At 58.5% G+C, this 25312-nt stretch carries 24 protein-coding genes; 14 read left to right on the top strand and 10 right to left on the bottom strand.

Going from position 1 to position 25312, the window contains the following annotated elements; genetic code table 11:
* Window positions 1–58: 58 nt before the first annotated feature.
* The 7 genes from ACFQND_RS17770 to ACFQND_RS17740 form a co-directional block, all read right to left on the bottom strand.
* Window positions 59–298 (bottom strand): hypothetical protein, encoded by a 240-nt coding sequence (locus ACFQND_RS17770; protein ID WP_371437597.1) that lies wholly within the window; start codon window positions 296–298, stop codon window positions 59–61.
* 395 nt (window positions 299–693) lie between these two features.
* Window positions 694–1029 (bottom strand): hypothetical protein, encoded by a 336-nt coding sequence (locus tag ACFQND_RS17765; RefSeq protein WP_371437596.1) that lies wholly within the window; start codon window positions 1027–1029, stop codon window positions 694–696.
* 23 nt (window positions 1030–1052) lie between these two features.
* On the bottom strand, window positions 1053–1664 hold the full coding sequence (locus ACFQND_RS17760; RefSeq protein ID WP_371437595.1) for a hypothetical protein: 612 nt from the start codon (window positions 1662–1664) through the stop codon (window positions 1053–1055).
* Window positions 1665–1741: 77 nt separating this feature from the next.
* The gene (locus ACFQND_RS17755) at window positions 1742–2413 is read right to left on the bottom strand and encodes a hypothetical protein (RefSeq protein WP_371437594.1); all 672 of its coding nucleotides are present in this window, start codon (window positions 2411–2413) and stop codon (window positions 1742–1744) included.
* 1207 nt (window positions 2414–3620) lie between these two features.
* A complete protein-coding gene (locus tag ACFQND_RS17750) occupies window positions 3621–5303 on the bottom strand; it encodes a PhoH family protein (RefSeq protein ID WP_371437593.1) in 1683 nt (560 codons plus the stop codon).
* Window positions 5304–5481: 178 nt separating this feature from the next.
* Complete coding sequence (locus tag ACFQND_RS17745) at window positions 5482–5958, bottom strand: peroxiredoxin (RefSeq protein ID WP_377414245.1); 477 nt, start codon at window positions 5956–5958, stop codon at window positions 5482–5484.
* A gap of 98 nt (window positions 5959–6056) precedes the next feature.
* Window positions 6057–6476, bottom strand: a complete 420-nt coding sequence (locus tag ACFQND_RS17740) for an Mth938-like domain-containing protein (RefSeq protein WP_371436468.1) — start codon at window positions 6474–6476, stop codon at window positions 6057–6059.
* Window positions 6477–6656: 180 nt separating this feature from the next.
* Here ACFQND_RS17740 and ACFQND_RS17735 point away from each other — a divergent pair, with 180 nt between their 5' ends.
* From ACFQND_RS17735 to ACFQND_RS17705, 7 genes are read left to right on the top strand one after another with little or no spacing between them, the layout of a single operon-like run.
* A complete protein-coding gene (locus ACFQND_RS17735) occupies window positions 6657–7880 on the top strand; it encodes a pyridoxal phosphate-dependent aminotransferase (protein ID WP_371436467.1) in 1224 nt (407 codons plus the stop codon).
* A 44-nt stretch (window positions 7881–7924) separates the two neighbouring features.
* Window positions 7925–9268 (top strand): homoserine dehydrogenase, encoded by a 1344-nt coding sequence (locus tag ACFQND_RS17730; protein ID WP_371436466.1) that lies wholly within the window; start codon window positions 7925–7927, stop codon window positions 9266–9268.
* Complete coding sequence (gene thrC / locus ACFQND_RS17725; RefSeq protein WP_371436465.1) at window positions 9268–10695, top strand: threonine synthase; 1428 nt, start codon at window positions 9268–9270, stop codon at window positions 10693–10695. Before ACFQND_RS17730 ends, thrC begins: the two co-directional genes overlap by 1 nt.
* Window positions 10696–10752: 57 nt before the next feature.
* Window positions 10753–11331, top strand: a complete 579-nt coding sequence (mobB, locus tag ACFQND_RS17720; protein ID WP_371436476.1) for a molybdopterin-guanine dinucleotide biosynthesis protein B — start codon at window positions 10753–10755, stop codon at window positions 11329–11331.
* Window positions 11332–11355: 24 nt separating this feature from the next.
* Window positions 11356–12618, top strand: coding sequence for a molybdopterin molybdotransferase MoeA (locus tag ACFQND_RS17715; protein ID WP_371436464.1), 1263 nt, complete (start codon window positions 11356–11358; stop codon window positions 12616–12618).
* A gap of 13 nt (window positions 12619–12631) precedes the next feature.
* A complete protein-coding gene (locus ACFQND_RS17710) occupies window positions 12632–12883 on the top strand; it encodes a MoaD/ThiS family protein (RefSeq protein WP_371436463.1) in 252 nt (83 codons plus the stop codon).
* A gap of 1 nt (window position 12884) precedes the next feature.
* Window positions 12885–13358: a molybdenum cofactor biosynthesis protein MoaE gene (locus tag ACFQND_RS17705; protein ID WP_371436462.1), complete on the top strand. Its 474-nt coding sequence runs from the start codon at window positions 12885–12887 to the stop codon at window positions 13356–13358.
* Window positions 13359–13376: 18 nt separating this feature from the next.
* On the opposite strand, the gene ACFQND_RS17700 is transcribed toward ACFQND_RS17705, so the two are convergent.
* Entirely contained in the window at window positions 13377–13865 is a 489-nt protein-coding gene (locus tag ACFQND_RS17700) for a MarR family winged helix-turn-helix transcriptional regulator (RefSeq protein WP_371436461.1), read from the bottom strand.
* Window positions 13862–14860, bottom strand: coding sequence for a LysR family transcriptional regulator (locus tag ACFQND_RS17695; RefSeq protein WP_371436460.1), 999 nt, complete (start codon window positions 14858–14860; stop codon window positions 13862–13864). The genes ACFQND_RS17700 and ACFQND_RS17695 overlap by 4 nt, the downstream gene beginning before the upstream one ends.
* Before the next feature lie 116 nt (window positions 14861–14976).
* On the opposite strand from ACFQND_RS17695, the gene ACFQND_RS17690 reads away from it, so the two are divergent.
* The 4 genes from ACFQND_RS17690 (at window position 14977) to clpB (ending at window position 21209) form a co-directional block, all read left to right on the top strand.
* On the top strand, window positions 14977–16044 hold the full coding sequence (locus ACFQND_RS17690) for an amidohydrolase family protein (RefSeq protein ID WP_371436459.1): 1068 nt from the start codon (window positions 14977–14979) through the stop codon (window positions 16042–16044).
* 83 nt (window positions 16045–16127) lie between these two features.
* The gene (locus tag ACFQND_RS17685) at window positions 16128–17093 is read left to right on the top strand and encodes a Bug family tripartite tricarboxylate transporter substrate binding protein (RefSeq protein ID WP_371436458.1); all 966 of its coding nucleotides are present in this window, start codon (window positions 16128–16130) and stop codon (window positions 17091–17093) included.
* Between the two features lie 107 nt (window positions 17094–17200).
* Window positions 17201–18448, top strand: a complete 1248-nt coding sequence (locus ACFQND_RS17680) for a flavin-dependent oxidoreductase (RefSeq protein WP_371436475.1) — start codon at window positions 17201–17203, stop codon at window positions 18446–18448.
* 151 nt (window positions 18449–18599) lie between these two features.
* The gene (gene clpB, locus ACFQND_RS17675; RefSeq protein WP_371436457.1) at window positions 18600–21209 is read left to right on the top strand and encodes an ATP-dependent chaperone ClpB; all 2610 of its coding nucleotides are present in this window, start codon (window positions 18600–18602) and stop codon (window positions 21207–21209) included.
* 83 nt (window positions 21210–21292) lie between these two features.
* On the opposite strand, the gene ACFQND_RS17670 is transcribed toward clpB, so the two are convergent.
* Window positions 21293–22180, bottom strand: a complete 888-nt coding sequence (locus tag ACFQND_RS17670; RefSeq protein WP_371436474.1) for a LysR substrate-binding domain-containing protein — start codon at window positions 22178–22180, stop codon at window positions 21293–21295.
* A gap of 33 nt (window positions 22181–22213) precedes the next feature.
* Between ACFQND_RS17670 and ACFQND_RS17665 the strand changes: the two genes are divergently transcribed.
* The 3 genes from ACFQND_RS17665 to hpaH all read left to right on the top strand — a co-directional run bounded on the left by ACFQND_RS17665 (window position 22214) and on the right by hpaH (window position 25299).
* Entirely contained in the window at window positions 22214–23389 is a 1176-nt protein-coding gene (locus tag ACFQND_RS17665) for a tripartite tricarboxylate transporter substrate binding protein (RefSeq protein WP_371436456.1), read from the top strand.
* Window positions 23390–23459: 70 nt separating this feature from the next.
* Window positions 23460–24401, top strand: a complete 942-nt coding sequence (locus ACFQND_RS17660; protein WP_371436455.1) for a dioxygenase family protein — start codon at window positions 23460–23462, stop codon at window positions 24399–24401.
* Between the two features lie 115 nt (window positions 24402–24516).
* Window positions 24517–25299: a 2-oxo-hept-4-ene-1,7-dioate hydratase gene (gene hpaH, locus ACFQND_RS17655; RefSeq protein WP_371436454.1), complete on the top strand. Its 783-nt coding sequence runs from the start codon at window positions 24517–24519 to the stop codon at window positions 25297–25299.
* Window positions 25300–25312: the final 13 nt, after the last annotated feature.

The raw sequence follows: 25312 nt of genomic DNA, 5'->3' as shown, positions 1-25312 counted from the left end.
GTGTAGCTGACTCTCTTCATGACTTTTTCTCCTTTTCAATTTCGACCTTATCAGGTGTCTATTGAAACGGGTCAAGTCCAGTGCGCAAGTCGTTCAGCAGCTCGTTGGCAATGATTTTCCGGATATGGGAGTCATCGTCGACCAGCAATACACGCACGGGTTGCCCGGGTTGCCCGACCATGAAGTCCGGCCAAAGCGAAGGTGTACCGGGACGGGCTGTATACGCCTGTGGGGGCGACGCATCCTGCGCTGTTAGCGGTGTACCTTGGCTTGCATGGACTTGGGGCGCGGGTTGCATATATCCCTCTTTTGTAGAGCTCGATCCTGAACTTGGTTTGATGCAATTCTTATTAACGAGGTGTAACGTATGGTTTCGTTTGACTGACTTCCTTGCCAAGTGCGAAAAAAGCGATTGCGTCCAGTAAGCATGACCGAGACAGGCCGGTCTTGTAAGGTACTTCTCTCAAGAATTCGAAACGTTTTGTGACAATTTATGTATTTTGGTGAATTCTGTGCCCTGAGTAAAACAAATACGCTGATATTTCTCAATCAAATCGTCGAATCCGGGTGTCCAATTCATGCGGTATCTGAAAACGGAAATAATCGCCTGGATCTCGAAAAATGCAGGCCAGTACTCTCTCGGATCCGACTACATGCGAGCCCTTGAATGGCGCTGAACCGGCGGGATTCAAGCTACTGCTGAATCGGCATTTCCTTGACCACCACAGGGCGGATCATCAGATATTCCGCCCGTCCCATTTCCGGTAGCCAGTTATAGCCATTGCAATGGAGGCCATCGGTCTTTTGCAGACACAAGACGGTGATTGCTCTGGGGAAAATTGTCGCCGCGGTTGGATAGCCCGGCATGTACTGCGGGGCGTGGTAGAGCCCGGTATCCCATGGGGTCGCATTTTCCTGGCCATCAATTCCGGGAGTTCCTGCACCCAACGGCATTCGACCAATATCGACCTGTGCGGCCACTAGTCCAGAACATAAAGACAGCACAAGAAGCAAGACTGTTTTTTTCATACAAGCCTCCATCGTCTGACTGTTTACTTTGCCGCCTGCAAGGGGGCAAGACCCATTCGACTGCGAATGTAGGGATCAGTGACATTCTCCTGGCCCGCGGCGGACGTGGACGTGGACGTGGAAGGCGGTAGGCTGACGGCAGATACTTTTTGAGTGTTCTTTTTGTCTCGTGCTGTCTGCGGGCATTCGTAACCCGTGATTTCAAGTGCCTCGCGGTTTGCGGCATCGGTGCACATGAGTGCCATGGCCGCTGCCTTCATGCCCATATTCCACAGTTCCCGGCTGTTTTTCAGCAGCTTGCAATTGGTGTCCGACCAGGTACTTCCCATGGAGAGCCCAAAGCCGGGTCCATTGACGGATCCTGAGGATGAGCCCATGCAGGTATCGTTGGAAGTAGTCAGGTTCGGTCCGGATACTGACGGGACATTTTTTATTGTCTGGGTGCCGCCGTATTCAATATACGATTCAGTCGAGGGCGGGCCGGTAAATGTGACACCCTGCGAAAAGGTCTGATTTCCCGCGGTTGAAGACGCGACCGGGGCCGATGTGGCGCCGGAGTTTAAAACCTGTCCATTGGCATTCATCAGCATAAAAATGGATGCTGAAAATACCAGTGTGAAGTTGATTTTTTTCATTTTGATCTCCTTTTAAATGGGGAGAGAAGGACTCTCTCCCCATCCTTTAAAAGCAGCCAAAAATTTGGCGACTTCTTTCAGTGCGAGTTCGCTGCCGTGCCTGCCAGGCCAAAGCTGCCGCCACCGTTGTTGGTGAAGCCTGCATTGCCAACCGAGCCCTGGACCAGTCCAGTCACGCCGCTTGTTGAGCCACTGGTGCCCGTGGAGCCTGCGAGAACGCCGCCAGGGCCGTGAATGGACCCAGCTGATGCGCTGTAGCCGGACGTGGTGCCAGCCGTGTCGCTCACGACGGCAATGCCGCCGCCAGGGCCAGCATGTGTCGAGACCGAATTGTTGGTCACGGATATTGCTCCGCCTGAAGCTGCGCCGCCAGCGGGGCCTGAGTTGTAGGCCGCATTGGAGAATGAACCTGCTCCTGCGGCGGCGTTGGCCGTGCCGGCGGCAGCGGCATTGCCGCTGGTAGCCGACAGGCTTGACACCGAGCCGAAGGTCGTTGCATTGCCGTGTACGGCAGCAGCGCCAAGAGAGACGGGGCCAACTGTCGTCCCAAAGCTGTTTGCAGCACCCGTTGCGCTTGCGCCCGCAACAGCGCTTTGGCTGCTGATGGCGCTACCGGTCCCGGAGCTTGCTGCACCGGATGTAGTCGATGTCGATGCGCCGGTAGCTGTCGTAACGGCTGCACTGGAAACAGTAGCCATTGCAACGCCTGTGGCCAGCAAGACGGCCAGTGCGATGATATTTTTCTTCATGATATTTCCTTTGACATATATGTCGATACATCTCGGAACCGCCGAGAACGGTTACTGGGATCCTCACCCAATATTTTTTTGCACCGGTAAAAATATTGTTCAAGCGGCGTTCAACTCCTTGCTGGAATCGGGGCCGTCAACTGCATCTTTGCCAAGCGCGAAAACCAATAGGTCTGCTGTTACGAAAATTTCACACTGCTTATCTATACATGTGTGTTTTTGTTAACCCGACCTGACCTTTTTTGCACCTTTCTGCGGCTTCCTGTTGCGCTCGCTGCAGATTTTTTTACGGTGCCTTTTGATCTCCTTTTTCTTTGCCTTTCTGACCTGATGAGCTGTTCTGATTTCGGGTTTTTTGTCCGTCTTCTGCTCTTGGGTGAATACTACTTAGGCGTGCCGAACTCACCATCCCCTAAATTCGGGATGGCTCTCCGCCGATGCCATTACCTTTGGTCGGACAGGCTTCGGCAGTGCTGTTTTTCGGTGAAAACATCGACATATTTCTCGCAGACTCTGGATACAACATCCATTGAAAAAGCGCCAAGTGCTTGTCGTGATTGAGAAAGATTGCGTAAGGGCTTTACTGGGAAATGAAGGAGTCTGTGACTCCCTTAAGCACGTGGGAATTTGGTGCTGCATGGATTTCACGCAGCCCAAAATCAATTCGATATTTCGCGGACTCTGGGTAAGGACTTCAGGAGGTGTTGGAGGCCTTTAGATGCCGCGTGAAAAGGCATGGTCTGAGAGAGGTTTTTTGATCGCGGCGCGTGCCGCTTTTGCCCGCATCTCTGGCGGGGTTTATTGCATTCTGCAGGCAAGTTTTTCTTGGCTAACCAGGGCAACTGAACACCCGGTCAGAGCGCCGGAAGCTGGTGTGTCGTTTTGTAAGCCGTGAAACCATACTTTTTTCAAGGGGTTTTTGGGTCCGGAAAGACGCATCAGCCCGCCTTTGAACGCCGGCAGTGTGATTTAGCCGGATTTCTAGCTGAAGTGGGTCGCTAATTGAGTGCATGGGTTGCGTTAATTGCGCATGAGAGAGCGTCAGGCAGGTCACGATGCCCGTGATATTTTTCCAGGCGCCATTAACAGCATTCATGCGCTTGACGCCTACTTTCAAGCCTGCCTGTATGGCGCGTTTGCTGCTGGAGCGGGAATAAAAAAACCGGCTTGAATAGCCGGTTTTTTTGATGCCATGGAGCCGCAGGTGTCAGAGTACCTCACTGGCGAAATCTGCCAGCCTTGAGCGCTCCCCGCGGGCCAGCGTGATGTGCCCGCCATGCGGCCATCCCTTGAAGCGGTCCACTGCGTAAGTCAGGCCCGATGAGCCCTCGGTGAGGTAGGGCGTGTCGATCTGCGCCAGGTTGCCCATGCAAATGATCTTGGTACCCGGGCCGGCGCGCGTAATGAGTGTCTTCATCTGCTTGGGCGTCAGGTTTTGCGCCTCATCGATGATGACGTACTTGTTGAGGAAGGTGCGTCCGCGCATGAAGTTCATGCTCTTGACCTTGATGCGTGAGCGGATCAATTCATTGGTCGCCGCGCGGCCCCATTCGCCGGAGCCGCTGTCGGTTTTACCGAGCACTTCCAGATTGTCATCCAGCGCGCCCATCCATGGGCCCATTTTTTCTTCCTCGGTGCCGGGCAGGAAGCCGATATCTTCACCGACGGACACCGTTGCGCGGGTCATGATGATTTCGGTGTAACGGCGGTCGTCCAGTACCTGCGTCAGGCCGCTGGCCAGCGCCATCAATGTTTTGCCGGTGCCTGCCGTGCCAGCCAGCGTGACGAAATCCACTTCCGGGTCCATCAGCAGGTTCATCGCAAAATTCTGTTCGCGGTTGCGGGTCGTGACGCCCCATACGGCATTCTTCAGGTGGTTGTAGTCCTTCAGCGTTTTCAGAACGGCAGTCTTGGCCCGGATCTCCGTGACACGGGCATACAGGGGCGGTTCGCCCGGGGCTTCGAAGAACACAAACTGGTTGATCAGCAGGCTGGCCACAATCGGGCCTGTGATGCGGTAGAAGGTATGGCTGCCTTGTTGCCAGCTTTCAATGGTTTTGCTTTGCCGCGTCCAGAAGTCGGCGGGCAGGGCCAGTGCGCCGGAGTACAGCAGGTCGCCGTCTTCCAGCGTCTTGTCGTTCTGGTAGTCGTCGGTGGCAAGGCCCAGCGCCCGGGCCTTGACGCGCATGTTGATGTCCTTGGACACCAGCACGACTTCGCGCGGTGCGTACTCCTTGCGCAGGGCCTCGACCACGCCCAGGATCTGGTTGTCCGCCTTGCCTTGCGGCAGGCTGATGGGCAGCGTGTAGTCCAGCGGCCTGGTCTGGAAAAACAGGCTGCCGCCGGCCTCGCGGTGGCCGGTGGTATCCAGTTTCAGGCCCTTGCCAATGTCTGCGCCGGTGGCGCCGGCCAGCGCATCCAGCGTGCGGCTGGTCTGGCGTGCGTTACGGGCCACCTCGGTCATGCCCTTTTTGTGCCCGTCGAGTTCTTCGAGGACGATCATGGGCAAAAAGATGTCATGCTCCTCAAACCGGAACAGGCACATCGGGTCGTGCATCAGTACATTGGTATCCAGCACAAACAGCTTGGCCGGGCCCGTGTGTTTGGTCTTCTTCGGCCTGATGGCTGGCCGGGCCGCTGCAGCGCTCTCTTTTTTGTAGCCGGCTGTGCCCGTTTTTGAAAGGCTGGCAGGCTCTTTCTTGCTGAACGCAATCGGATGATCACCACCGCCGGCGGTGCGGCTGTCAAACAGGTCAAGTACGGGCGGTTTCTGGGCGGACTCGGTGTTTTCCGTTTTGCGGGCAACTTTAGAGGGGGAGCGGGCCGGTGCGTCCAGCGCGTCGGTGGAGAGCAGGGCGGCACGTTTGGTCGGGGCGGGGGGCAGGGGCATAGTGCGTGTAACTCTCAAAAAGAAGGTTCCAGAAGTGAAAAAGCCGCCTTGAGTCCAGGGCGGCTTTTTCTTTGAACGCAGTCGTGAAACTCAACAGCATGGCTTCATTATGCACAACTCATGTGACGGGGCAATCGACACAGGCCGGGCATTGTTGCGTGATGGCCTCAAAACGTTTTCAGGCGGCTTTTTTGAGTGCCTTGACAGCCTTGAGGACGTCATCGACATGGCCCGGCACCTTCAGGCCGCGCCACTCTTCTTTCAGGATGCCATCGGCACCAATCAGGAAGGTGCTGCGTTCAATGCCTTTGACTTTTTTGCCGTACATGATCTTGTTCTTGACCACGCCGAACATGTGGCACATTTTTTCTTCGGTGTCGGCAATCAGCTCGAAGGGGAGTTCAAGCTTGGACTTGAACTCGTCATGCGACTTCATGTTGTCGCGTGAAACGCCAAACACGGTCGCGCCGGCCTTGACAAAATCCTTGTAGCGGTCACGGAATTGCATGGCTTCGGTGGTGCAGCCAGGAGTGTTGTCTTTGGGGTAGAAGTACAGGACAACGACCTTGCCCATGTGGGATTGGTTGGAAACCTTAACGCCGCCTGTGGCGTTCGCTTCAAATTCGGGGAGGAGTTTATTGACGACGACTGCCATACTGAGTAGACCCTGACGAAAGTAGTTGTAATGAGCCGCGGCTTTTGGCAACCGGGGGTGATTCCGGATGTGGTACCAAGTAAGTGCAACCCTAGATTTTACCCTGAAACAGGAGGCCCTTCAGCCTTCTGTTCTTCCGATTCGATCAGCAGTGCTGCGATTACCTGGCGGCCCTCTCCTGCCAGGATGTTGTATGTCCGGCACGCGGCCAGCGTATCCATGGTCTCAATGCCTATGCGTTTTTGCATCAATGCGCGCATGAATGCAGGGGGAGGAAACCTCAGGCGCGTGCCGCTGCCGAAAATGACCAGCTCGGGTTGTGTGGCGGCCAGCAGGGCGAAATGTCCCTCTGTGAGGTCCTCAAAACGGGGGCAGTTCCAGTCAAACTTTTCCCCGCGAGATCCAATCACGACGCTGTGCGTGATTTTTTCAGCCACGCCGTTATGCCCCAGGCCGACCCAGCCGGGACCATAGCCAAGGATGGACTGGACATCGAGACGGTCTGGCTGAAGTTTCATGCGGGGTGGGAGGTGTCTGGGCGTTGCAAAACCGCGGCTGGAAAGGGCGGGCCTCCAGCGAAAAAGGCGTTTTATGTGGTCAAATTATAGATTCCGCCCGAATTTCACGCTGAAAGGCCGCCCCGACGGCAGTTGGCGTGCCTGCCGGTATGGTCTTTGCCCCCATTTTCAAAAAGCCTCATGAAACCGATCACCAAATCAGCCAAATTGGCCAATGTGCTTTACGACATCCGCGGCCCGATCATGGACGCCGCCAAGCAGATGGAGGATGAGGGGCAAAAGCTCATCAAGCTCAACATCGGCAACCTCGCGGTGTTCGGTTTTGATGCGCCGGAAGAGGTCCAGCAGGACATGATCCGCAACCTGCCTGCATCGGCCGGCTATTCGGATAGCAAGGGCATTTTTGCCGGGCGCAAGGCCGTGATGCACGAGACGCAAAAGCAGGGCATCAAGGGCGTCACGCTGGAAGACATTTATCTGGGCAACGGCGCCAGCGAGCTGATTGCGATGGCCACCAACGCATTGCTCGACGACGGCGACGAATTGCTTCTGCCTGCACCTGATTACCCGCTGTGGACGGCCAGCACCAGCCTGTCGGGCGGAACGCCCGTGCACTACATCTGCGACGAGGAGAACGGCTGGATGCCCAACCTCGACGACATTCGCGCCAAGATCACGCCAAAGACCAAGGGCATCGTGGTCATCAACCCGAACAACCCGACCGGCGCGCTGTATTCGGACGCCCTGCTCAAAAGCATTGTCGAGATTGCGCGCGAACATGGCCTGGTGATCCTGGCCGACGAGGTTTACGACAAGGTGCTGTACGACGGTGTCAAACACACGGCCATCGCCAGCCTGTCGACGGACGTGCTCACCCTGACTTTCAATTCGCTGTCCAAGAGCTACCGCTCCTGCGGTTACCGCGCTGGCTGGCTGGTGGTGTCGGGACCGAAAAAGGATGCAAAGGATTACATCGAAGGCCTGAACATGCTGGCCAACATGAAGCTGTGCTCCAACGTGCCTGGCCAATGGGCTGTACAGACTGCCCTGGGCGGTTACCAGAGCATCAACGACCTGGTGGGCGAGGGCGGCCGCCTGCGGCGCCAGCGCGACCTGGCGTATGAGTTGATCACGGCCATCCCTGGTGTGAGCTGCGTCAAGCCCAGCGCTGCGCTTTACATGTTCCCCAGGCTGGACCCCAAGGTCTATCCCATCGAGGATGACCGGCAGTTCTTTCTCGAACTCCTGAAGGAAACCAAGGTCATGCTGGTGCAGGGCACGGGCTTTAACTGGCCTGCGCCAGATCACTTTCGTATCGTGTTTTTACCGCATGAAGAAGACTTGCGCGAAGCCATTGGGCGAATCGCCAAATTCCTTGAGAAGTACCGAAAAAATCACAGCTGAAATTTGCAGCCGCTTGCTGCAGGTGTTTTTGACCATTGAATGACATGAAACCGAAATTGACGAATCCAAAATCCATCCAGGTAGGCCTTCTGGGCATAGGCACCGTAGGCAGCGGCGTATTCAACGTATTGCAGCGCAACCAGGGCGAGATCCTGCGCCGCGCCGGTCGCGGCATTGAAATCGCCATGGTGGCGGACCTGGACACTGCACGTGCGCAGGCCGCTGTCGGTAAGGATGTGCAGGTGGTTGCCGATGCCCGTGCGGTGATTGCCAACCCGGAAATCGACGTCGTGGTCGAGCTGATAGGCGGCTATGGCATCGCAAAGCAACTGGTACTGGAAGCGATTGAAGCCGGCAAGCATGTGGTCACGGCCAACAAGGCCCTGCTGGCCGTGCATGGCACCGAGATCTTTGCCGCCGCAAGCCGCAAGGGCGTGATGGTGGCTTTTGAGGCTGCAGTGGCTGGTGGCATTCCCATCATCAAGTCGCTGCGTGAAGGCTTGACTGCCAACCGCATCGAATGGGTTGCCGGCATCATCAATGGCACCACCAATTTCATCCTGAGCGAGATGCGCGACAAGGGCCTGGACTTTGACGTGGTGCTCAAGGAGGCCCAGCGCCTGGGTTATGCCGAGGCCGATCCGACCTTTGACATCGAAGGCGTGGACGCCGCGCACAAGGTCACCCTGATGTCGGCAATTGCCTTCGGTATCCCGGTGCAGTTCGACAAGGCTTACGTCGAAGGCATCACCAAATTGGGCGCGCAGGACATCAAATACGCCGAGCAGCTCGGCTACCGCATCAAGCTGCTGGGCATCACCAAAAAGACGGCCAAGGGCATCGAGCTGCGTGTGCACCCCAGCCTGGTGCCCGCCAAGCGTTTGATTGCCAACGTCGAAGGCGCCATGAATGCCGTGATGGTGCATGGCGATGCCGTCGGCACCACGCTGTATTACGGCAAGGGCGCCGGCAGCGAACCCACGGCCAGCGCGGTGATTGCCGACCTGGTGGACATTGCCCGCCTGCACACCAGCGACCCGCTGCACCGTGTGCCGCACCTGGCTTTCCAGCCCGACTCCATGAGCGACGCCCCGGTGCTGGCCATGGGCGATGTCGTGACCAGTTATTACCTGCGCCTGAATGTGGCTGACGAAGCTGGCGTACTTGCCAAAGTCACCGGCATCCTGGCCGAAGCCGGCATCAGCATCGATGCCGTGCTGCAGCGCGAAGCCGACGAGGTGGGCGGCGAGGGTTCGACCCAGACCGACCTCATCATCCTGACGCACGATTGCGTGGAAGCGAAGATGAACGAAGCCATCGCACAGATGCAGGCCCTGCCGACCGTGCTGGCGCCCATCACGCGCATCCGCAAGGAAGAACTGAACTGATGTTGTACGTTTCCACCCGCGCCGCGTCTGGTGATACGGCCGACCGCAAGCATTTCTGCGAAATCCTGCTTGAAGGCCTGGCGCCGGACGGCGGCCTGTACCTGCCAGAGCACTACCCACAGGTCAGCGACGCGATGCTCACCAAATGGCGCGGCCTGGCTTACGCCGATCTGGCGTTTGAAGTGCTGTCGCTGTACATCGACGACATTCCTGCCGCCGACCTGAAAGCAATCTGCCACAAGACCTACACGCAGGACGTGTTTGGCACGGCCGAGATCGTGCCCTTGCGCCAGCTTGAAGCCGGCCTGTACCTGGAAGCCCTGTCCAACGGCCCGACCCTGGCCTTCAAGGACATGGCCATGCAGTTGCTGGGCAACCTGTTTGAATACGAACTGGCGCGCCGCGGTGAAGAACTCAACATCCTGGGCGCCACCAGCGGCGACACCGGCAGCGCGGCCGAATATGCCATGCGCGGCAAAAAGGGCGTGCGTGTCTTCATGACTTCGCCGAACGGCCGCATGAGCCCGTTCCAGCAGGCGCAGATGTTCAGCCTGCAGGATGAAAACATCCACAACATCGCAGTTGATGGCGTGTTTGACGATTGCCAGGACATCGTCAAGGCTGTCTCCAATGACCTGGAGTTCAAACGCAAGTACCGGATAGGCACGGTCAACTCAATCAATTGGGCCCGCCTGATGGCGCAGGTGGTCTACTATTTCGCCGGTTATTTTCAGGCCACCAAGTCGAACAGCGAAAAAGTCAGCTTCACCGTGCCATCCGGCAATTTCGGCAATGTCTGTGCCGGCCATGTGGCTCGCAGCATGGGCTTGCCGATTGACAGGCTGGTGGTGGCAACGAACGAAAACGACGTGCTTGACGAGTTCTTCCGTACCGGTGTCTACCGTGTTCGAAGCAGCGCCGACACACACGAAACGTCCAGCCCCTCCATGGATATTTCCAAGGCCTCCAACTTCGAGCGTTTTGTGTTTGACCTGCTGGGCCGTGATGGCGCGCAAACCAAAGCGCTGTTTCATGACCAGCTGGGCAAGCAGGGCCGCTTTGACCTGAGCGCATCCGCGGCTTTCCAGTCGGCCGCCCCAAAATACGGTTTTGTGAGCGGTAAAAGCACACACGCCAACCGGCTGGCCACCATCCGGGACACTTACAAACGCTTCGGCACCATGATCGACACACACACAGCCGACGGCGTGAAGGTGGCGCGCGAGCATCTGCAGGCAGGTGTTCCCATGATCGTGCTGGAGACCGCCTTGCCCATCAAGTTTGCCGAGACAATTGAAGAGGCGCTGGGCCAGTCGCCAACGCGGCCGGCAAAGTTCGAGGGCATAGAGGCTTTGCCCAAGCGCGTCAAGGTAATGCCGGCAGATGCGGCGCTGATCAAGCGCTATATCGCCGAAAATGTGCATTAAATCGGGCTGTGGCCCTTGTATGGTGAGCGCGACCAGCTATTTAATTGATAGCGGTCTATATCTTCGGAGTGCAGGCGCATGAATGTTGTCGGGTTTGCCGGGTACTCTGGCTCGGGCAAAACGACGCTGGTTGAGAAGCTGATTCCGGCCTTGAAGAAGCGCGGTTTGCGCGTGTCTGTCGTCAAGCATGCGCACCACAAGTTCGATATAGACCGCCCCGGGAAAGATACCTTCCGGCACCGCGAAGCCGGTGCTTTTGAGGTGGTGGTGGCTTCCGACAAGCGGCTGGCGCTGATGCGTGAGTTTGAAAAACCGTCGGAGATGACGGTTCACCAGTTGATTGCCGAGTTGTACGAAGGCGTGGACTGGGTGCTGGTCGAAGGTTTCAAGCACAGCGACCTGCTCAAGATCGAAATCTGGCGCGCTCCTTCTGCCGACTATCCAGGCAAACCGGCGCGTTACATGGATGATGATTTCATAGTCGCCATCGCCACGGACGCGCCCGAGAAACTGCCTGAAACAACCTTGCGCCCGGTGCTGGATCTGGACGATGCAGACGCCGTGGCTGATTACCTGGTCAACAATCAGGAACGGTTTTCTTATACGTTTGAAAACCGTCCCGATCAGGATTGTTAAACCCCGCCCCCGGATTTCTTCTCCATGAGCATTGACGCCAAACCTCATACTGCACGCGCTCAATTGAAACCGCTGGATCTGGCGCTTGCCGAGCTGCTGGCCCATGCCACGCCGCTTGCCGGAGCAGAGTCGGTTTCCACGTTTGATGCCGATGGCCGGGTACTGGTGCAGGACCTGGTGTCCAGCCTGGATGTGCCTGCGCTGGACAACAGCTCGATGGACGGTTACGCGCTGCGTTGCGCCGACTGGGCCGATGCCCATACGCTTTTGCAGGTGAAACAGCGCATTCCGGCCGGCAGCAGCGGGCACGCGTTGACCCCCGGCTCTGCTGCGCGCATTTTTACTGGTGCGCCGATTCCGTCGGGCGCGGATACGGTAGTGATGCAGGAGGACTGTGTGGCCACTGAGGCTGCGGATGGCGGTCTGCCCGGCGTCCGGGTCCAGACGCAACCCAAACCGGGGCAATGGATTCGCCGCCGTGGCGAGGATGTTGCATCCGGCGATGTGGTGCTCAGGCATGGCGAGCGTTTGAGCCCGGCTTCACTCGGTCTGGCTGCCAGCATTGGGTTCGACAAGCTGCAAGTCGCTCCGCGCGTGCGTGTGGCCCTGTTTTCAACCGGGGATGAGCTTGTCATGCCGGGTGAGGTCGCCCCTGCCGACATGAAGCCCGGCGCCATCTACAACTCCAACCGTTTCTTTCTGCGTGCCCTGTTGCAGCGCCTGGGCTGCACCGTGACCGATTTGGGCATCGTGCCGGACCGGCTGGATGCCACGGTGGCTGCGCTTAAAGGGGCGAGCCAGCAGCATGATCTGATTTTGACCAGCGGCGGCGTGTCCGTTGGTGAAGAGGATCACATCAAACCGGCTGTGCAGGCCCTGGGTGAGCTGAACCTTTGGCAGATCGCCATCAAGCCGGGCAAACCGTTTGCCTATGGCACGGTGGGGGCCGCCCATTTCATAGGTTTGCCGGGCAACCCGGTGTCCAGCTTTGTGACCTTCATGCTGCTGGTCAGGCCTTTTCTCCTCAAGCTCCAGGGCGCCACCCGGCTTGCTCCTGAATCCATAGCGCATCGCGCCCATTTCAATTGGACCAAGGCCGATAAACGCCGTGAATTTCTGCGCGTCAGGCAGGATGCGACTGGCGGGCTGGAACTGTTTGACAACCAGAGTTCGGGCGTGCTCACGTCTGCGGTCTGGGGCGACGGGCTGGTTGACAACCCGGCGGGCCAGACGATTGCGCACGGCGATGTGGTGCGCTTCATCCCGTTTTCTTCCCTCATGTCCTGATGGTGTTGCGGCCATGAAAGTCACCGTCAAATATTTCGCCTCGATACGTGAAGCCATAGGGCAGGGCAGCGAGCTGCGGGAAACCGCCGCCAGCACCCTGTCGGCCTTGCGTGATGAGTTGCTGGCCGCCAGCCCCGCGCATGCTGGGGCCCTGGCGCGCGGCAAGGCCGTGCGCATGGCGCTGGACCAGGTCATGAGCGATGAGTCGGCGGTGCTGCGTGATGGTTGTGAAGTGGCATTTTTTCCGCCGGTGACTGGGGGCTGATATGCCGGTTCGCGTGCTGATCACCACAGGGGACTTCAATCTTGCCGACGAGATTGAGACACTGCGCGCGAGCGACAAACGTATAGGTGCCGTCTGCAGTTTTATAGGCACCGTCCGTGACCGCAATGATGGCCAGAACGTCAGCAGCATGGAGCTGGAGCATTACCCGGGCATGACGGAAAAATCCATAGAGGCCATGATTGACGAGGCGATGAAACGCTTTGATATCTTTGGTGCGCGCGTGGTGCATCGTGTCGGGCTGCTGCAGCCGCTGGACCAGGTGGTCATGGTGGCCGTTACATCCTCGCATCGCGGCGAAAGCTTCAAGGCTTGCGAGTTCCTGATGGACTACCTCAAGACCCAGGCCCCATTCTGGAAAAAGGAACAGACCGCGGAAGGCGCGCGCTGGGTCGATGCACGGGTCACGGATGATGCCGCTTTGGCCAGGTGGGGCATACAGGCCGGCAATGCCTGATGTCAAGATCTTGCTGAGTCAGGCCTGCCCGGGTGGCACAAACGATGCCCGGGCGTGTTCTTCCAGGCCCTCGGTCAATTGCTGCAGCAGCGCGACCAGCTGCATTTGCTGCTCGGGCGACAGGGGCGACATCAAGCGCTCATAGGCCTGCTCCGCAGGTTTTTGCGCCTGCTTAAGCAGTTTTTCGCCGTCAGGCGACAACACGACGGCCAGGTTGCGGCGGCTTTCCGGGGCAGGCGAGCGCTGCACCAGCCCGCGTGTTTCCAGCCCGCGCAGCACACGCAGCACCGTGACCTTGTCAAAGCCCAGCGCACGTGCCAGGCTGGACTGGTCCAGTCCGGGCGAGGCGTGCAACACTGTGAGTACGCCAAACTGGGCGGGGGTGAGGCCCACGCTGCGGCATTCGTCCTCAAACACCGCGGCAGAAATTTGATGTGCCCGCCGCAGCAGGAAGCCGGGGCGGGTGTAGAGCAGGGCAAGGTCGGTTGACGAAATGGTTGCGGTCATGTGTTGGGTCGCCTGGAGCGTTTTGCCGGCGAGGGTTTGCGCGGCACGGGTGATGCGGAAGCTTTCTTGTTTACCGCGTCAGGACGCGGCGTTTGCTGCATTTTCTCCCATGGCGTCAGCGGTTTGAGGTTTTGTTCCAGCCAGTCCAGCAGCATGCGCACGCGTGGCAGCTCGATGCGGTTGCTGGGCACCAGTGCCTTGAGCCAGATACCGGGTACTTCAAATGGCTGCAGAACCTCTACCAGCTCGCCTGACCTCAGGGCCTGGCCGGACTGGTAATCGGCCATCAGTGCGATGCCGCCGCCGGCAATGGCGGCCTGGCAAATTGCCGCGCCATCGTTGGTCTGCAGCTTGGGCCGTACATCAATGCCTATCATGCCCTGCTCGCTGTTGAACTCCCAGCGCGTGCCTGAAGTGATGAATACGAGGCAATCGTGCTCCACCAGGTCGCCCGGGTGTAGCGGCGTGCCCCGGCGTTCAAGGTAAGCCGGCGAAGCGCACAAACGCCGGTTGAGCAGGCACAGCGGCTTGTCCTGCACGCGCCCATAAAGCTCCGGTCGTGCGCCAATGGCAATATCAAAACCTTCCTCGATCGGGTTGACGGAGCGGTCGGCCAAAACAATGTCCATGCTGATCATGGGCTGGCTGCGCAGGAAGCCGGTGAGGATGTCGCTGAGGTACAGGACGCCCAGCGTGGTCGGCACCTTCACGCGTATATGTCCCTCCAGCCCCCCGCTGGCGCGCGCCATGCCGGTGAGGGCGTCGTCGACCTGCCGTATCACTTCCCTGACGGTGCGCAGGTAGCGGTCGCCCACGTCGGTCAGCGTCAGCTTGCGTGTGGTGCGCGTGAAAAGCGGTGCCCGGATGCGCCACTCCAGCTGGTCTATGCGTTTTGAAATAACCGAAGGCACCAGCCCGAGCTGGCGTGCGGCACCAGAGAAACTGCCCGCGTCAGCCGTTGCAACAAAGGCTTTGAGGTTAGACAGGGTGTCCATGATTCATCACGATTTGGAAAAGGTTTATTGGAAAAATAGCTCATTGTCACGCAATTCGAAGTTAATTAACATTTGCGGCTGAGCATTTACCCATACGTCACCAGGAGTCAGATCGCATGAATTCGCCAGTGAAAACACCCGCCCACCACCCCAAGTCCACGGCATACCAGCGCATTGCCACTGAAGAGGCTTTTGCCCCACCCGAGCTTCTGGAGGCCTACCGCAAGATCATCGCCAAAGGCAATGTGGACCCCGGCTTCAATGGCCTGATGGGTTTTTACATGACCAGCCCCAGCGAACGCGCCAAGCACATCATGCGTTGCCTGACCGACATGGATGAACTGCGTATCCAGCACATGGACGAGTGCGGCATTGATCGCCAGGTGCTGGCCATGACATCGCCGGGTGTGCAGGCGATGGACAAGGACGACGCCGTCGCCTTCGCGAAGGTTGGCAATGACTACCTGGCCGATGCCGTCAAGCGCCACCCGACACGTTTTACCGGCATGATCTCGGTCGCGCCGCAAGACCCGGCAGCTGCAGCAAAGGAAATCGAACGCGGGGTGACGCAACTGGGCATGAACGCCATCGTCATCAACTCGCACACACACGGCGAATACCTGTCTGACCAGAAATTCTGGGACATCTTTGCAGCAGCCGAGGCACATGACGCTCCGATTTACCTGCACCCCAACTCGCTGCCCAAGAACATGATCGAGCCCTTCCAGGAAGCTGGCCTCGATGGTGCGATTTACGGCTTCGGCGTGGAGACCGGCCTGCACGCGATGCGCATCATCACGTCCGGTGCGTTTGACCGCTTCCCCAAGCTGCGCATGATCATCGGCCATATGGGCGAAGCGTTGCCGTTCTGGATGTACCGCCTGAACTACATGCATCGCGCCACGGTGGCGTCCAAACGCTACGAAAGCATGAAGCCCATCAAGAAGACGCCCGGGGACTACCTGAAGGAAAACTTCTACATCACCAACAGCGGTGTGGCATGGGAGCCGGCCATCAAGTTTTCGCAGCAGGTGCTGGGCGTGGACCGTGTCATGTACGCGATGGATTACCCCTACCAGCACCAGGTTGACGAGGTTATCGCCCTGGATAACATGGACATGAGCATTGAAGACAAAAAGAAATTCTTCCAGACCAATGCCGAGACGGTTTTCAAGATCCGCTGAAACACAAAGCCAGCAATGCAACACGCCCGCCGGGCCATCCCCCCGGCGCCGCAAAGTTTTAAATTACGGTATCAGGAGACACCATGAAAGCAGTTAAAAAAATCGTTCTGGGTGGGTTGCTGATGGCTTTTGCCATCGCATCCCAGGCGCAGGCATGGCCAAACCAGACCATCAAGATCGTTGTGCCGTTCACGCCTGGCACCGGCATGGACACCATTGCCCGCGCCGTATCGCCCAGACTGTCCGAGCGGCTGGGCCAGCCGGTGATTGTGCAGAACACGCCAGGCGCCAGCGGCAATATCGGAGCCGACCTCGTGGCCAGGGCCGCACCCGACGGCTACACAGTGTTGATGGGCGCCAACACCATGCTGATGGCCTCGCAACTCTACAAAAAAGTGCCTTTCAATCCGGTGGATGATTTCTCGTCGGTGTCGATGGCAGCGTATGGCACGCTGATGCTGGTGGCCAACCCGAAAACCAATATCAAGACGCTGCAGGAGTTGCTTGCCCTGGCCAAATCCAAGCCAGGTTATGTTTCTTATGGTTCGCCAGGCATAGGTACTCCCCATCACATGGCGATGGAGCTGCTTAAATCCGACTCCAATGCGTACATGCTGCATGTGCCTTACAAAGGTACAGCGGGTTATGTCCAGGATCTGCTGAGCGGCGAAGTGATGGTCGGCTTTCTTCCTATCCACGTTGCCCAGAGCTTCGTGGCCGCCGGCAAGCTCAACGCCCTTGGCGTGGGCAGTCCAAAGCGCAACCCGGTTGCGCCGAATGTGGCAACCATGCAGGAACTGGGCATGAAGGGCCTGAACGTCGACATGTGGTACGGCTTTTTTGTCCCGGCCAAAACCCCGGCCGCCGTGGTGACCCGTCTGAACACCGAGATTGCAGCCATCATGAAAATGCCCGAGGTCCAGTCCGTGCTGGGCAAGGGCGGCCTGGATGCTGCATCCTCTACGCCTGCCGAGCTGACCTCGATTGTCGGCAAGGACTACAAGCGCTGGGGAGCGGTCATCAAGCGCAACGGCATCACTGCGGATTGATTCAGGGTTTTTACCCGGTCGCGGCTGGGGGTTTTGAACAGAAACGTTCTGGATTGTGTGTATGCTAACGGTTTTGACCGGAGCATACCTTGGACGACCAAAAACGCATCAACATCGCCGTGATAGGGGGCGGCATCGCAGGACTGGGCTTTGCGCTTGCACTCAAGCGCAAGGGCCTGGCCTGCGACGTTTATGAGTCCGTGCCCGAGGTCAGGGAGCTCGGCGTCGGCATTACCTTGCTGCCCCATGCCATGCGCGAGCTGGCAGCGCTGGGTGTGCAGGACAAGCTTGAAGCTGTTGCCATCGAGAACCTCGAAAGCGTGTTTTTCAACCGCTACGGCCAGTTCATCTACAGCGAGCCGCGCGGCCGGCATGCAGGCTACCCGCTGCCCGAGCTGGGCATTCACCGCGGCAAGCTGCACCGCATCCTGTTTGAAGAGGCTCTGGCCCAACTGGGGCCGCAGCACATCCACACGGGCTATCGCTGTGTCGGTGTGGAACAGGATGAAAGCGGAGCCACGGTTCATTTTGTGGATACCACCACAGGTGCCCAGCGCCCGGCTGTGCGGGCTGACATCGTGGTGGCCTGCGATGGCATCAATTCAGCCATCCGCAAGCACTTTTACCCCGACGAAAAAATGGCCTTCGCCGGCATCAACACCTGGCGCGGCGTGACGCGGCACAAACCCATACTCACCGGCAAAAGTTATATGCGGGTCGGGACCATCGATACCGGCAAGATGGTGATTTACCCCATCGTCGACAACATCGATGCCGATGGCAATCAACTCATCAACTGGATGGCGGAGATACAGGGGGAGGCCGATGCCATGAACGACTGGAACCAGTCGGGCAGTGCGCGTGATTTTGCCGATATCTTCAAGGACTGGCGTTTCCCCTGGCTGGATGTGCCGGCCCTGATCGCCAATGCCGACCAGATCCTCGAGTACCCCATGGTCGACAAGGACCCGGTGCCGCAATGGACTTTCGGCCGCGTCACCTTCATGGGCGATGCCGCCCACCCCATGTACCCGCGCGGCTCCAACGGCTCGGCCCAGGCGCTTATAGACGGGCGCACCCTGGCGGAGCAATTGGCGCAAAACTCTGACCCTGTGGTAGCGCTTCAAAGCTACGAAAAGCTGCGCCTTGCACCCACGGCAAAAATCGTGGAGACCAACCGCACTGTGCCGCCTGATTTCATCATCATGAAAGCCAACGAACTGAGCGGCGGCAAGCCGTTCAACCATATCGATGAGCTGATCAGCCAGGACGAGTTGCGCAAAATCTCGGAAAACTACGCCAGAATTGCCGGGTTTTCACGGGAAGCGCTGACCGGGACGGCCAGGCCCGCCTGACGCCGCGCAGGGGCCGGGTTTGACCTGGCGCAAGCTGTCTGCACATAACCCGCTTGAAAATGGGGAGATAAGCCCGAACTACTTGAGAATTCGAAGGTCAGGCGAAAGCCGGGCCATTTGAAATTAATTCGGTAATTCGGAGAAGGATCCCATGCGCCAAGACAAACTCACCACAAAATTCCAGGAAGCCCTGAGCGACGCCCAGTCCCTCGCCTTGGGCAATGACAATGGCTACATCGAGCCAATCCACCTGCTGGCTGCCATGCTGCGGCAGGACGATGGACCGCGTGCGCTGCTTGAGAAAGCCGGCGTCAATGTGGGCGGACTGACCCAGGCCGCTGATGCCGCCGTCAAAAAACTGCCCCAGGTCCAGGGCCAGGACCAGATCCAGGTCGGACAGGAACTGGCCAGACTGCTGCAGGCCACCGAAAAGGAAGCCATCAAACGCAATGACCAGTTCATCGCGGGCGAGCTTTATCTGCTGGCTGTGGCCGACAGCAAAAGTGATGTCGGCAAACTGGCAAAGGAAAACGGCCTCACACGCAAATCGCTGGAAGCTGCGATTGATGCCGTGCGCGGCGGTCAGGGCGTGAACAGCGCCGACGCCGAAGGCCAGCGTGAAGCCCTCAAAAAATACTGCCTGGACCTGACCGAGCGCGCCCGCATGGGCAAGCTTGACCCGGTGATCGGCCGCGACGATGAAATCCGCCGTGCCATCCAGGTGCTGCAGCGCCGTACCAAGAACAACCCCGTGCTGATAGGCGAGCCCGGCGTCGGCAAGACCGCCATCGTCGAAGGCCTTGCCCAGCGCATCGTGGCCGGCGAGGTGCCGGATTCGCTCAAGGGCAAACGCGTGCTGTCGCTGGACATGGCCGCGCTGCTGGCCGGCGCCAAGTTCCGCGGCGAGTTTGAAGAGCGCCTGAAAACCGTGCTGAGCGAGCTCGCCAAGGATGAAGGCCAGACCATCGTCTTCATTGACGAGCTGCACACCATGGTGGGCGCCGGCAAGGCCGAAGGCGCAATGGACGCTGGCAACATGCTCAAACCCGCGCTGGCGCGAGGCGAGCTGCACTGCGTGGGCGCAACCACGCTGGACGAATACCGCAAGTACATCGAAAAAGACGCCGCACTGGAGCGCCGCTTCCAGAAAATCCTGGTGGGCGAGCCCACTGTTGAGGCCACCATCGCCATCCTGCGCGGCCTGCAGGAAAAGTACGAAACCCACCACGGCGTGCAGATCACCGACCCGGCCATTGTGGCCGCAGCCGAACTCAGCCACCGCTACATCACCGACCGGTTTCTGCCCGACAAGGCGATTGACCTGATTGATGAGGCGGCGGCGAAGGTCAAGATAGAGATCGACTCCAAACCCGAAGTCATGGACAAACTCGACCGCAGGCTGATCCAGCTGCAGATCGAGCGCGAAGCCGTGCGCCGGGAAAAGGACGAAGCCTCGCAGAAGCGCTTCGGCCTGATCGAGGAAGAAATCGTCAAGCTGCAAAAGGAAATCTCCGACCTCGACGAAATCTGGCAGGCTGAAAAAGCCCAGGCGCTGGGTTCCAAGGACGTGATGGAAGAGATCGACAGCATCAACACCCAGATCGAGGAGTTCACCCGCAAGGGCGACTTCAACAAGGTAGCGGAGTTGCAATACGGCAAGCTGCCCGAGTTGAAAAAACGCCTGAAGGAAGCCAAGGACAGCGAAGCGAACAAGGATGTGGGTAACGCCCCCCGGCTGTTGCGCACCCAGGTCGGCGCCGAAGAAATCGCTGAAGTGGTGAGCCGCGCCACGGGGATTCCCGTGTCCAAGATGATGCAGGGCGAGCGTGACAAGCTGCTGCAGATGGAAAACAAGCTGCATGACCGCGTGGTAGGCCAGGACGAAGCCATCGCGGCTGTGGCCAACGCCATACGCCGCTCGCGCTCAGGCCTCTCCGACCCGAACCGCCCGACAGGTTCCTTCCTGTTCCTTGGCCCCACGGGTGTCGGCAAGACCGAACTGTGCAAGGCGCTGGCAGGCTTCCTGTTCGACAGCGAAGAGCACCTGATCCGCGTTGACATGAGCGAGTTCATGGAAAAGCACTCGGTGGCCCGCCTGATTGGTGCGCCTCCGGGTTATGTGGGCTATGAAGAGGGCGGCTACCTGACCGAAGCCGTGCGCCGCAAGCCCTACAGCGTGCTGCTGCTCGACGAGGTGGAAAAGGCCCACCCCGATGTGTTCAACGTGCTGCTGCAGGTGCTGGACGATGGCCGCCTGACGGACGGCCAGGGCCGCACCGTGGACTTCAAGAACACCGTGATCGTCATGACCAGCAATATCGGCTCACCCATCATCCAGTCCATGGTTGGCCAGCCTTATGAGGAGGTCAAGGACGCCGTGACGGACGAGCTGAAGAACTACTTCCGCCCCGAGTTTCTGAACCGCATCGACGAGACGGTTGTGTTCCACGCACTCGACGCGAAAAACATCGAATCCATCGCCCGCATCCAGCTCAAGGTGCTGATGGCGCGGCTGGAGAAAATGGACCTCACGCTGGAAGTGTCAGAAGCGGCGGTTGCCGAACTGGCCAAGGTCGGTTTCGACCCGGTGTTTGGCGCCAGGCCGCTCAAGCGCGCCATCCAGCAGCGGATTGAAAACCCGCTGAGCAAGTTGCTGCTGGAAGGGCGCTTCCCGCCCAAGAGCACGATTCCTGTGGATGTGGACCCTATCCGTGATCCGGGTGTGTTCAGCTTCGGGAATGCCATGCATGCTGAGGCTTAAGGTCAAGCGCTTGGCATGATGTGTCATCGCGGGCACCGGACCTTTGGTCCGGAGCCCTGCTTGCGGCCTGAGAAGACGCACCATCAAGTCTTCGGGAATTTTCGTATGACCTGAAGGAGTGCTGCGAGCACCGGGGATTTATCGTTTGCATTGTGTATGCAGCTAAGTTCTATGTCTTTCAGGAAACGTGATTTCAAGGGGCGGTAGACCATACCGGGCAGCCTCAGGTTCCCACCCGACTCGGTGGTGATGCACAGGCCGAACCGGCCCGAAACCAGTGCAACGCAAGTGGTGACATCTTCAACCTCTTGTTCGATGCACAGGCGTACCTTTTCCTTCTGAAATGCCGAGATGATTTCCTGCGCCATGCCGCGCATGGGCGTGTTCGGATAAAGAATCATGGGCTGGTCTTCCAGGTCCTGCAAGGAAATGGTTTTCTTCGCGCATAAGGGATGCCCCTCGAAGAGGCCAACCAGCATGGGCTCACGCAGGACAAGGTGAACCTTGAGATCTTTTTCGGCAGGGGGGAGACGGTGAAAGCCGATGGTGATGCGTCGCTCGCGCAAGGCTTCAATCTGCTCACCTTTGGTCATGTTGTGCAAACGGATTTTCACGTCGGGACGTGCGGCATGAAAGGCCGCAAGTATTTTCGGGATCACGTTGAGCACGCCTGAGCCGAAGATACCGACATCCAGCTGGCCGAGAAGGCCCGCACCCGTCCGCTTGGCCCTGTCGGTGGCCAGTTGCGCCAGAGCCAGCACCTTGGGTGCATCGTCAAAGAGGGTCTGGCCTGCGTCCGTCAGCTCGACACCTTTTGCCGTGCGGATAAACAGGGGTGCGCCCACCTCATCCTCAAGCATCCGGATTTGCCGTGTCAGCGGCGGTTGCGTCATGTGCAGCCGTTCGGCTGCGCGATGAAAGTTCCGCTCCTGCGCAAGTGTCGTGAAGTAGCGCATCTGCCTGAGTTCGATCATGAAAATACCTTGTGTTCTTTTTGATACCTTTTGGGTATTGAGGTTAGAAAAATCAGTATTGGACTGTATCGCAATCAGGAGCGATCATTCGCCTCGTTCATCCTGCACTGGCGGGGGGCAGCTGGATTTTCGGTCATGCCGGATGAGCCTGGTGCACAAGCCAGGCATCGCTGCGCGACAAAACAATTTATCTTTAATCGGAGACAAACCATGATCCCAGAACGTTTACGGATATTCCCAAGGGCCAGACATTTTGTGGCCTGTTTACTCGCCTCCGTGCTGGCTGCCCCAGCCCTGGCGCAAGCCCAGGCTTTTCCAAGCAAGCCCGTGACCATGGTGTTGGCCTATCCGGCGGGCAGCGTGTCGGACCTGTTGGCCAGAGGCCTTGCGACACAACTGCAGTCCCTGTGGAAGCAGCCCGTGCTTGTCGATAATCGGCCAGGCGCGAACCAGATCATTGCGACTCAGTACGTGAAGCAGGCGAATCCGGATGGCTACACCTTGCTGCTGGCCGATGATGGTGCGTTCACATTGAACCCGCATCTTTATGACAAATTGCCCTATGCCTTGAAGGACTTCAGTCCACTTGCGGATATTGCCCAGCTTCAAATGGCTTTGTCGGTGACAAGGGACCTGCCCGCAAAGACGCTGGCTGAGCTGGTGGCCTATGGAAAGGCGTCTCCGGGGAAATTGAACTATGCCTCTTTCGGCGTTGGGAACATTACCCACCTCTCTCTTGAAACCTTCAAGAAAACGGCAGGCTTTGACATGGTTCATATTGCCTACAAGGGCTACCCGCCGGCTATTGCCGATGTCCTGTCAGGGCAGGTTCAAATGGTGTTGGGCGGCCTTGGCGGGCCGGTGCTGCAACATTTCAGAACCGGTGCCATGAGGCCGCTTGCGGTGACCGGAAAAGCCAGGAGCAAACTGTTGCCTGATGTTCCCACTTTTATTGAAGCGGGCTATCCCGGCTTCAATCCGGAAGTTAATTTCCTGCTGCTGGCACCTGCGGGTGTGCCGCAAGCCATTGCGCAGAAGATCAACACCGATGCCATCACAGCCATCAAGGCGATCACGACGTCGACCCTGGAGCCTAACGGCATGCGCCCCATGGGGAGCTCACGGGAGCAGATATTGGCCTCCCTCCAGTCAGGCGCAGTCAATTATGCTGCGGTGGTCAAGTCTGTGGGCGTCAAGCTGGACTGATGGGCCTCGCCCGCCTTCCTGCATCCAGTGAACGTCTCCATTGGAAAACACCCTGAACAAGGTTTACCCCATGATCCTCAAAACCCAAAATGATCTGACCCAGGCTGTCCTCGCCGAGGTCGATCGCACGGCTGATGCTCGAATGAAGGAAGTCCTGTCGGCGGCCGTCACGCACCTGCATGCATTTGTGCGTGACGTGAAGCTGACCGAAGCCGAGTTTCACCAGGCTTGCGCCTTTATCGCCGAGTTGGGACGCCTGACCACGCCTTCGCACAACGAGGTGGTGCTGATCTCGGGGTCACTGGGCATTTCATCGCTGGTGTGCCTGCTCAACAATGGCGACCAGGGACAGACTGAGACAACGGCCAACCTGATGGGGCCCTTCTGGCGGGATGGCTCGCCTGTCACGCCCAATGGCTCAAGCATTGTGCGGGCCGATACCCCGGGCGTGCCCATTTTTGTGGGCGCGCTGGTCGTTGACAGCCATGGGAACCCTGTGGCCGATGCCCGGGTCGATGTGTGGCACACATCCTCGGAAGGCTTCTACGAGAACCAGGACCCAGGGCAGGAAGACATGAACCTGCGCGGAACTTTCACCACCGACTTTGAGGGCCGCATTGCGTTTCGGAGCATCAAGCCGGCAGGCTATCCGATACCCCTGAGCGGCCCGGTGGGGGCGCTGTTGCGTGCACAGGGGCGCCACAACATGCGGCCGGCCCATATCCACTTCATGATCCAGAAGCCGGGCTTCAAGACCCAGTTCTCCCAGGTCTATTCAAGTGACGATCCTTACCTTGAAACAGATGTTCAATTCGGTGTCACCCAGGCGCTGATTGGCCAGTATGTTCTGCATGACGATGGCACACCGCCTGCGCCGGACATTCAGGGGCCCTGGTATTCGCTGGAACACCGTTTTGTCATAGAGCCGGGCGAGTCAAGGCTGCCCAGGCCGCCGATTACCGGCAAAGCCAGCGGCGACAGGCCCAAACTCGCGGTTCTCTCAAGAACCTGAGAGCGTTGCACCGCGTGGAGCGCGGTGTTCACTCAGGCAAGGGGTTGCCCCATTTACCAATTGCGGCGTCAGGGCTTCAAGGCATCCGGCCGCGCACACATCCATAAGGCCAAACATGATCAATGAACAACAACGCCAGGACGCGGCAAACGCTTTGCTGAAAGCTGAAAAAGACCGCCAGCCCATACAGCAGGTCAGCAAGACCTGGCCGGAGATGGAGATTGAAGACTCCTATGCCGTCCAGCAACTTTGGGCAGAGGCCCGTGTGAGTGCGGGCGCTCGCGTGGTTGGCCACAAAATCGGGCTGACGTCCAGGGCCATGCAGATGGCCTCAAAGATGACGGAGCCGGATTACGGTGTGCTGCTTGACGATATGCTTTATCCTGACGGCGCAAGGATTCCCGCTTCACGATTCCATATGCCCCGGCTGGAGGTCGAGCTGGCCTTCGTCCTGGGCAAACCTTTGGGCGGCAAGCACGTTACCGTTTATGACGTGCTGGATGCAACGGCGTATGTCACACCGGCGCTGGAGATCATTGACTACCGCACTGAAGTTCCACGCAGCATATGCGACACCATTGCGGACAACGCTGCGGCCGCCGCCATGGTGACAGGTGGCCGGATTGTCCGGCCCATGGATGTGGACCTCCGCTGGATAGGCGCGACGCTGTCCAAGAATGGCGTCATCGAAGAGTCCGGCGTTTCGGCGGCCGTCATGGGCCACCCGGCGATGGGGATTGTGTGGCTGGCCAACAAACTGGCAGTGCATGGCATCACGCTGGATGCCGGGCACATTCTTCTGGCCGGGTCGTTTACCCGGCCTACTGCGGTTGCAGCAGGCGATACCATCCAGGCGGACTTTGGCCCCCTGGGTTCCATCGGCATCTCGTTCTCCTGAGCTGCAGGTTCAC

It is taken from the genome of Polaromonas aquatica, from assembly GCF_042659145.1.
Classification (GTDB): Bacteria; Pseudomonadota; Gammaproteobacteria; order Burkholderiales; family Burkholderiaceae_C; genus Polaromonas; species Polaromonas aquatica.
This window is presented reverse-complemented; position numbering and strand designations above follow the sequence as displayed.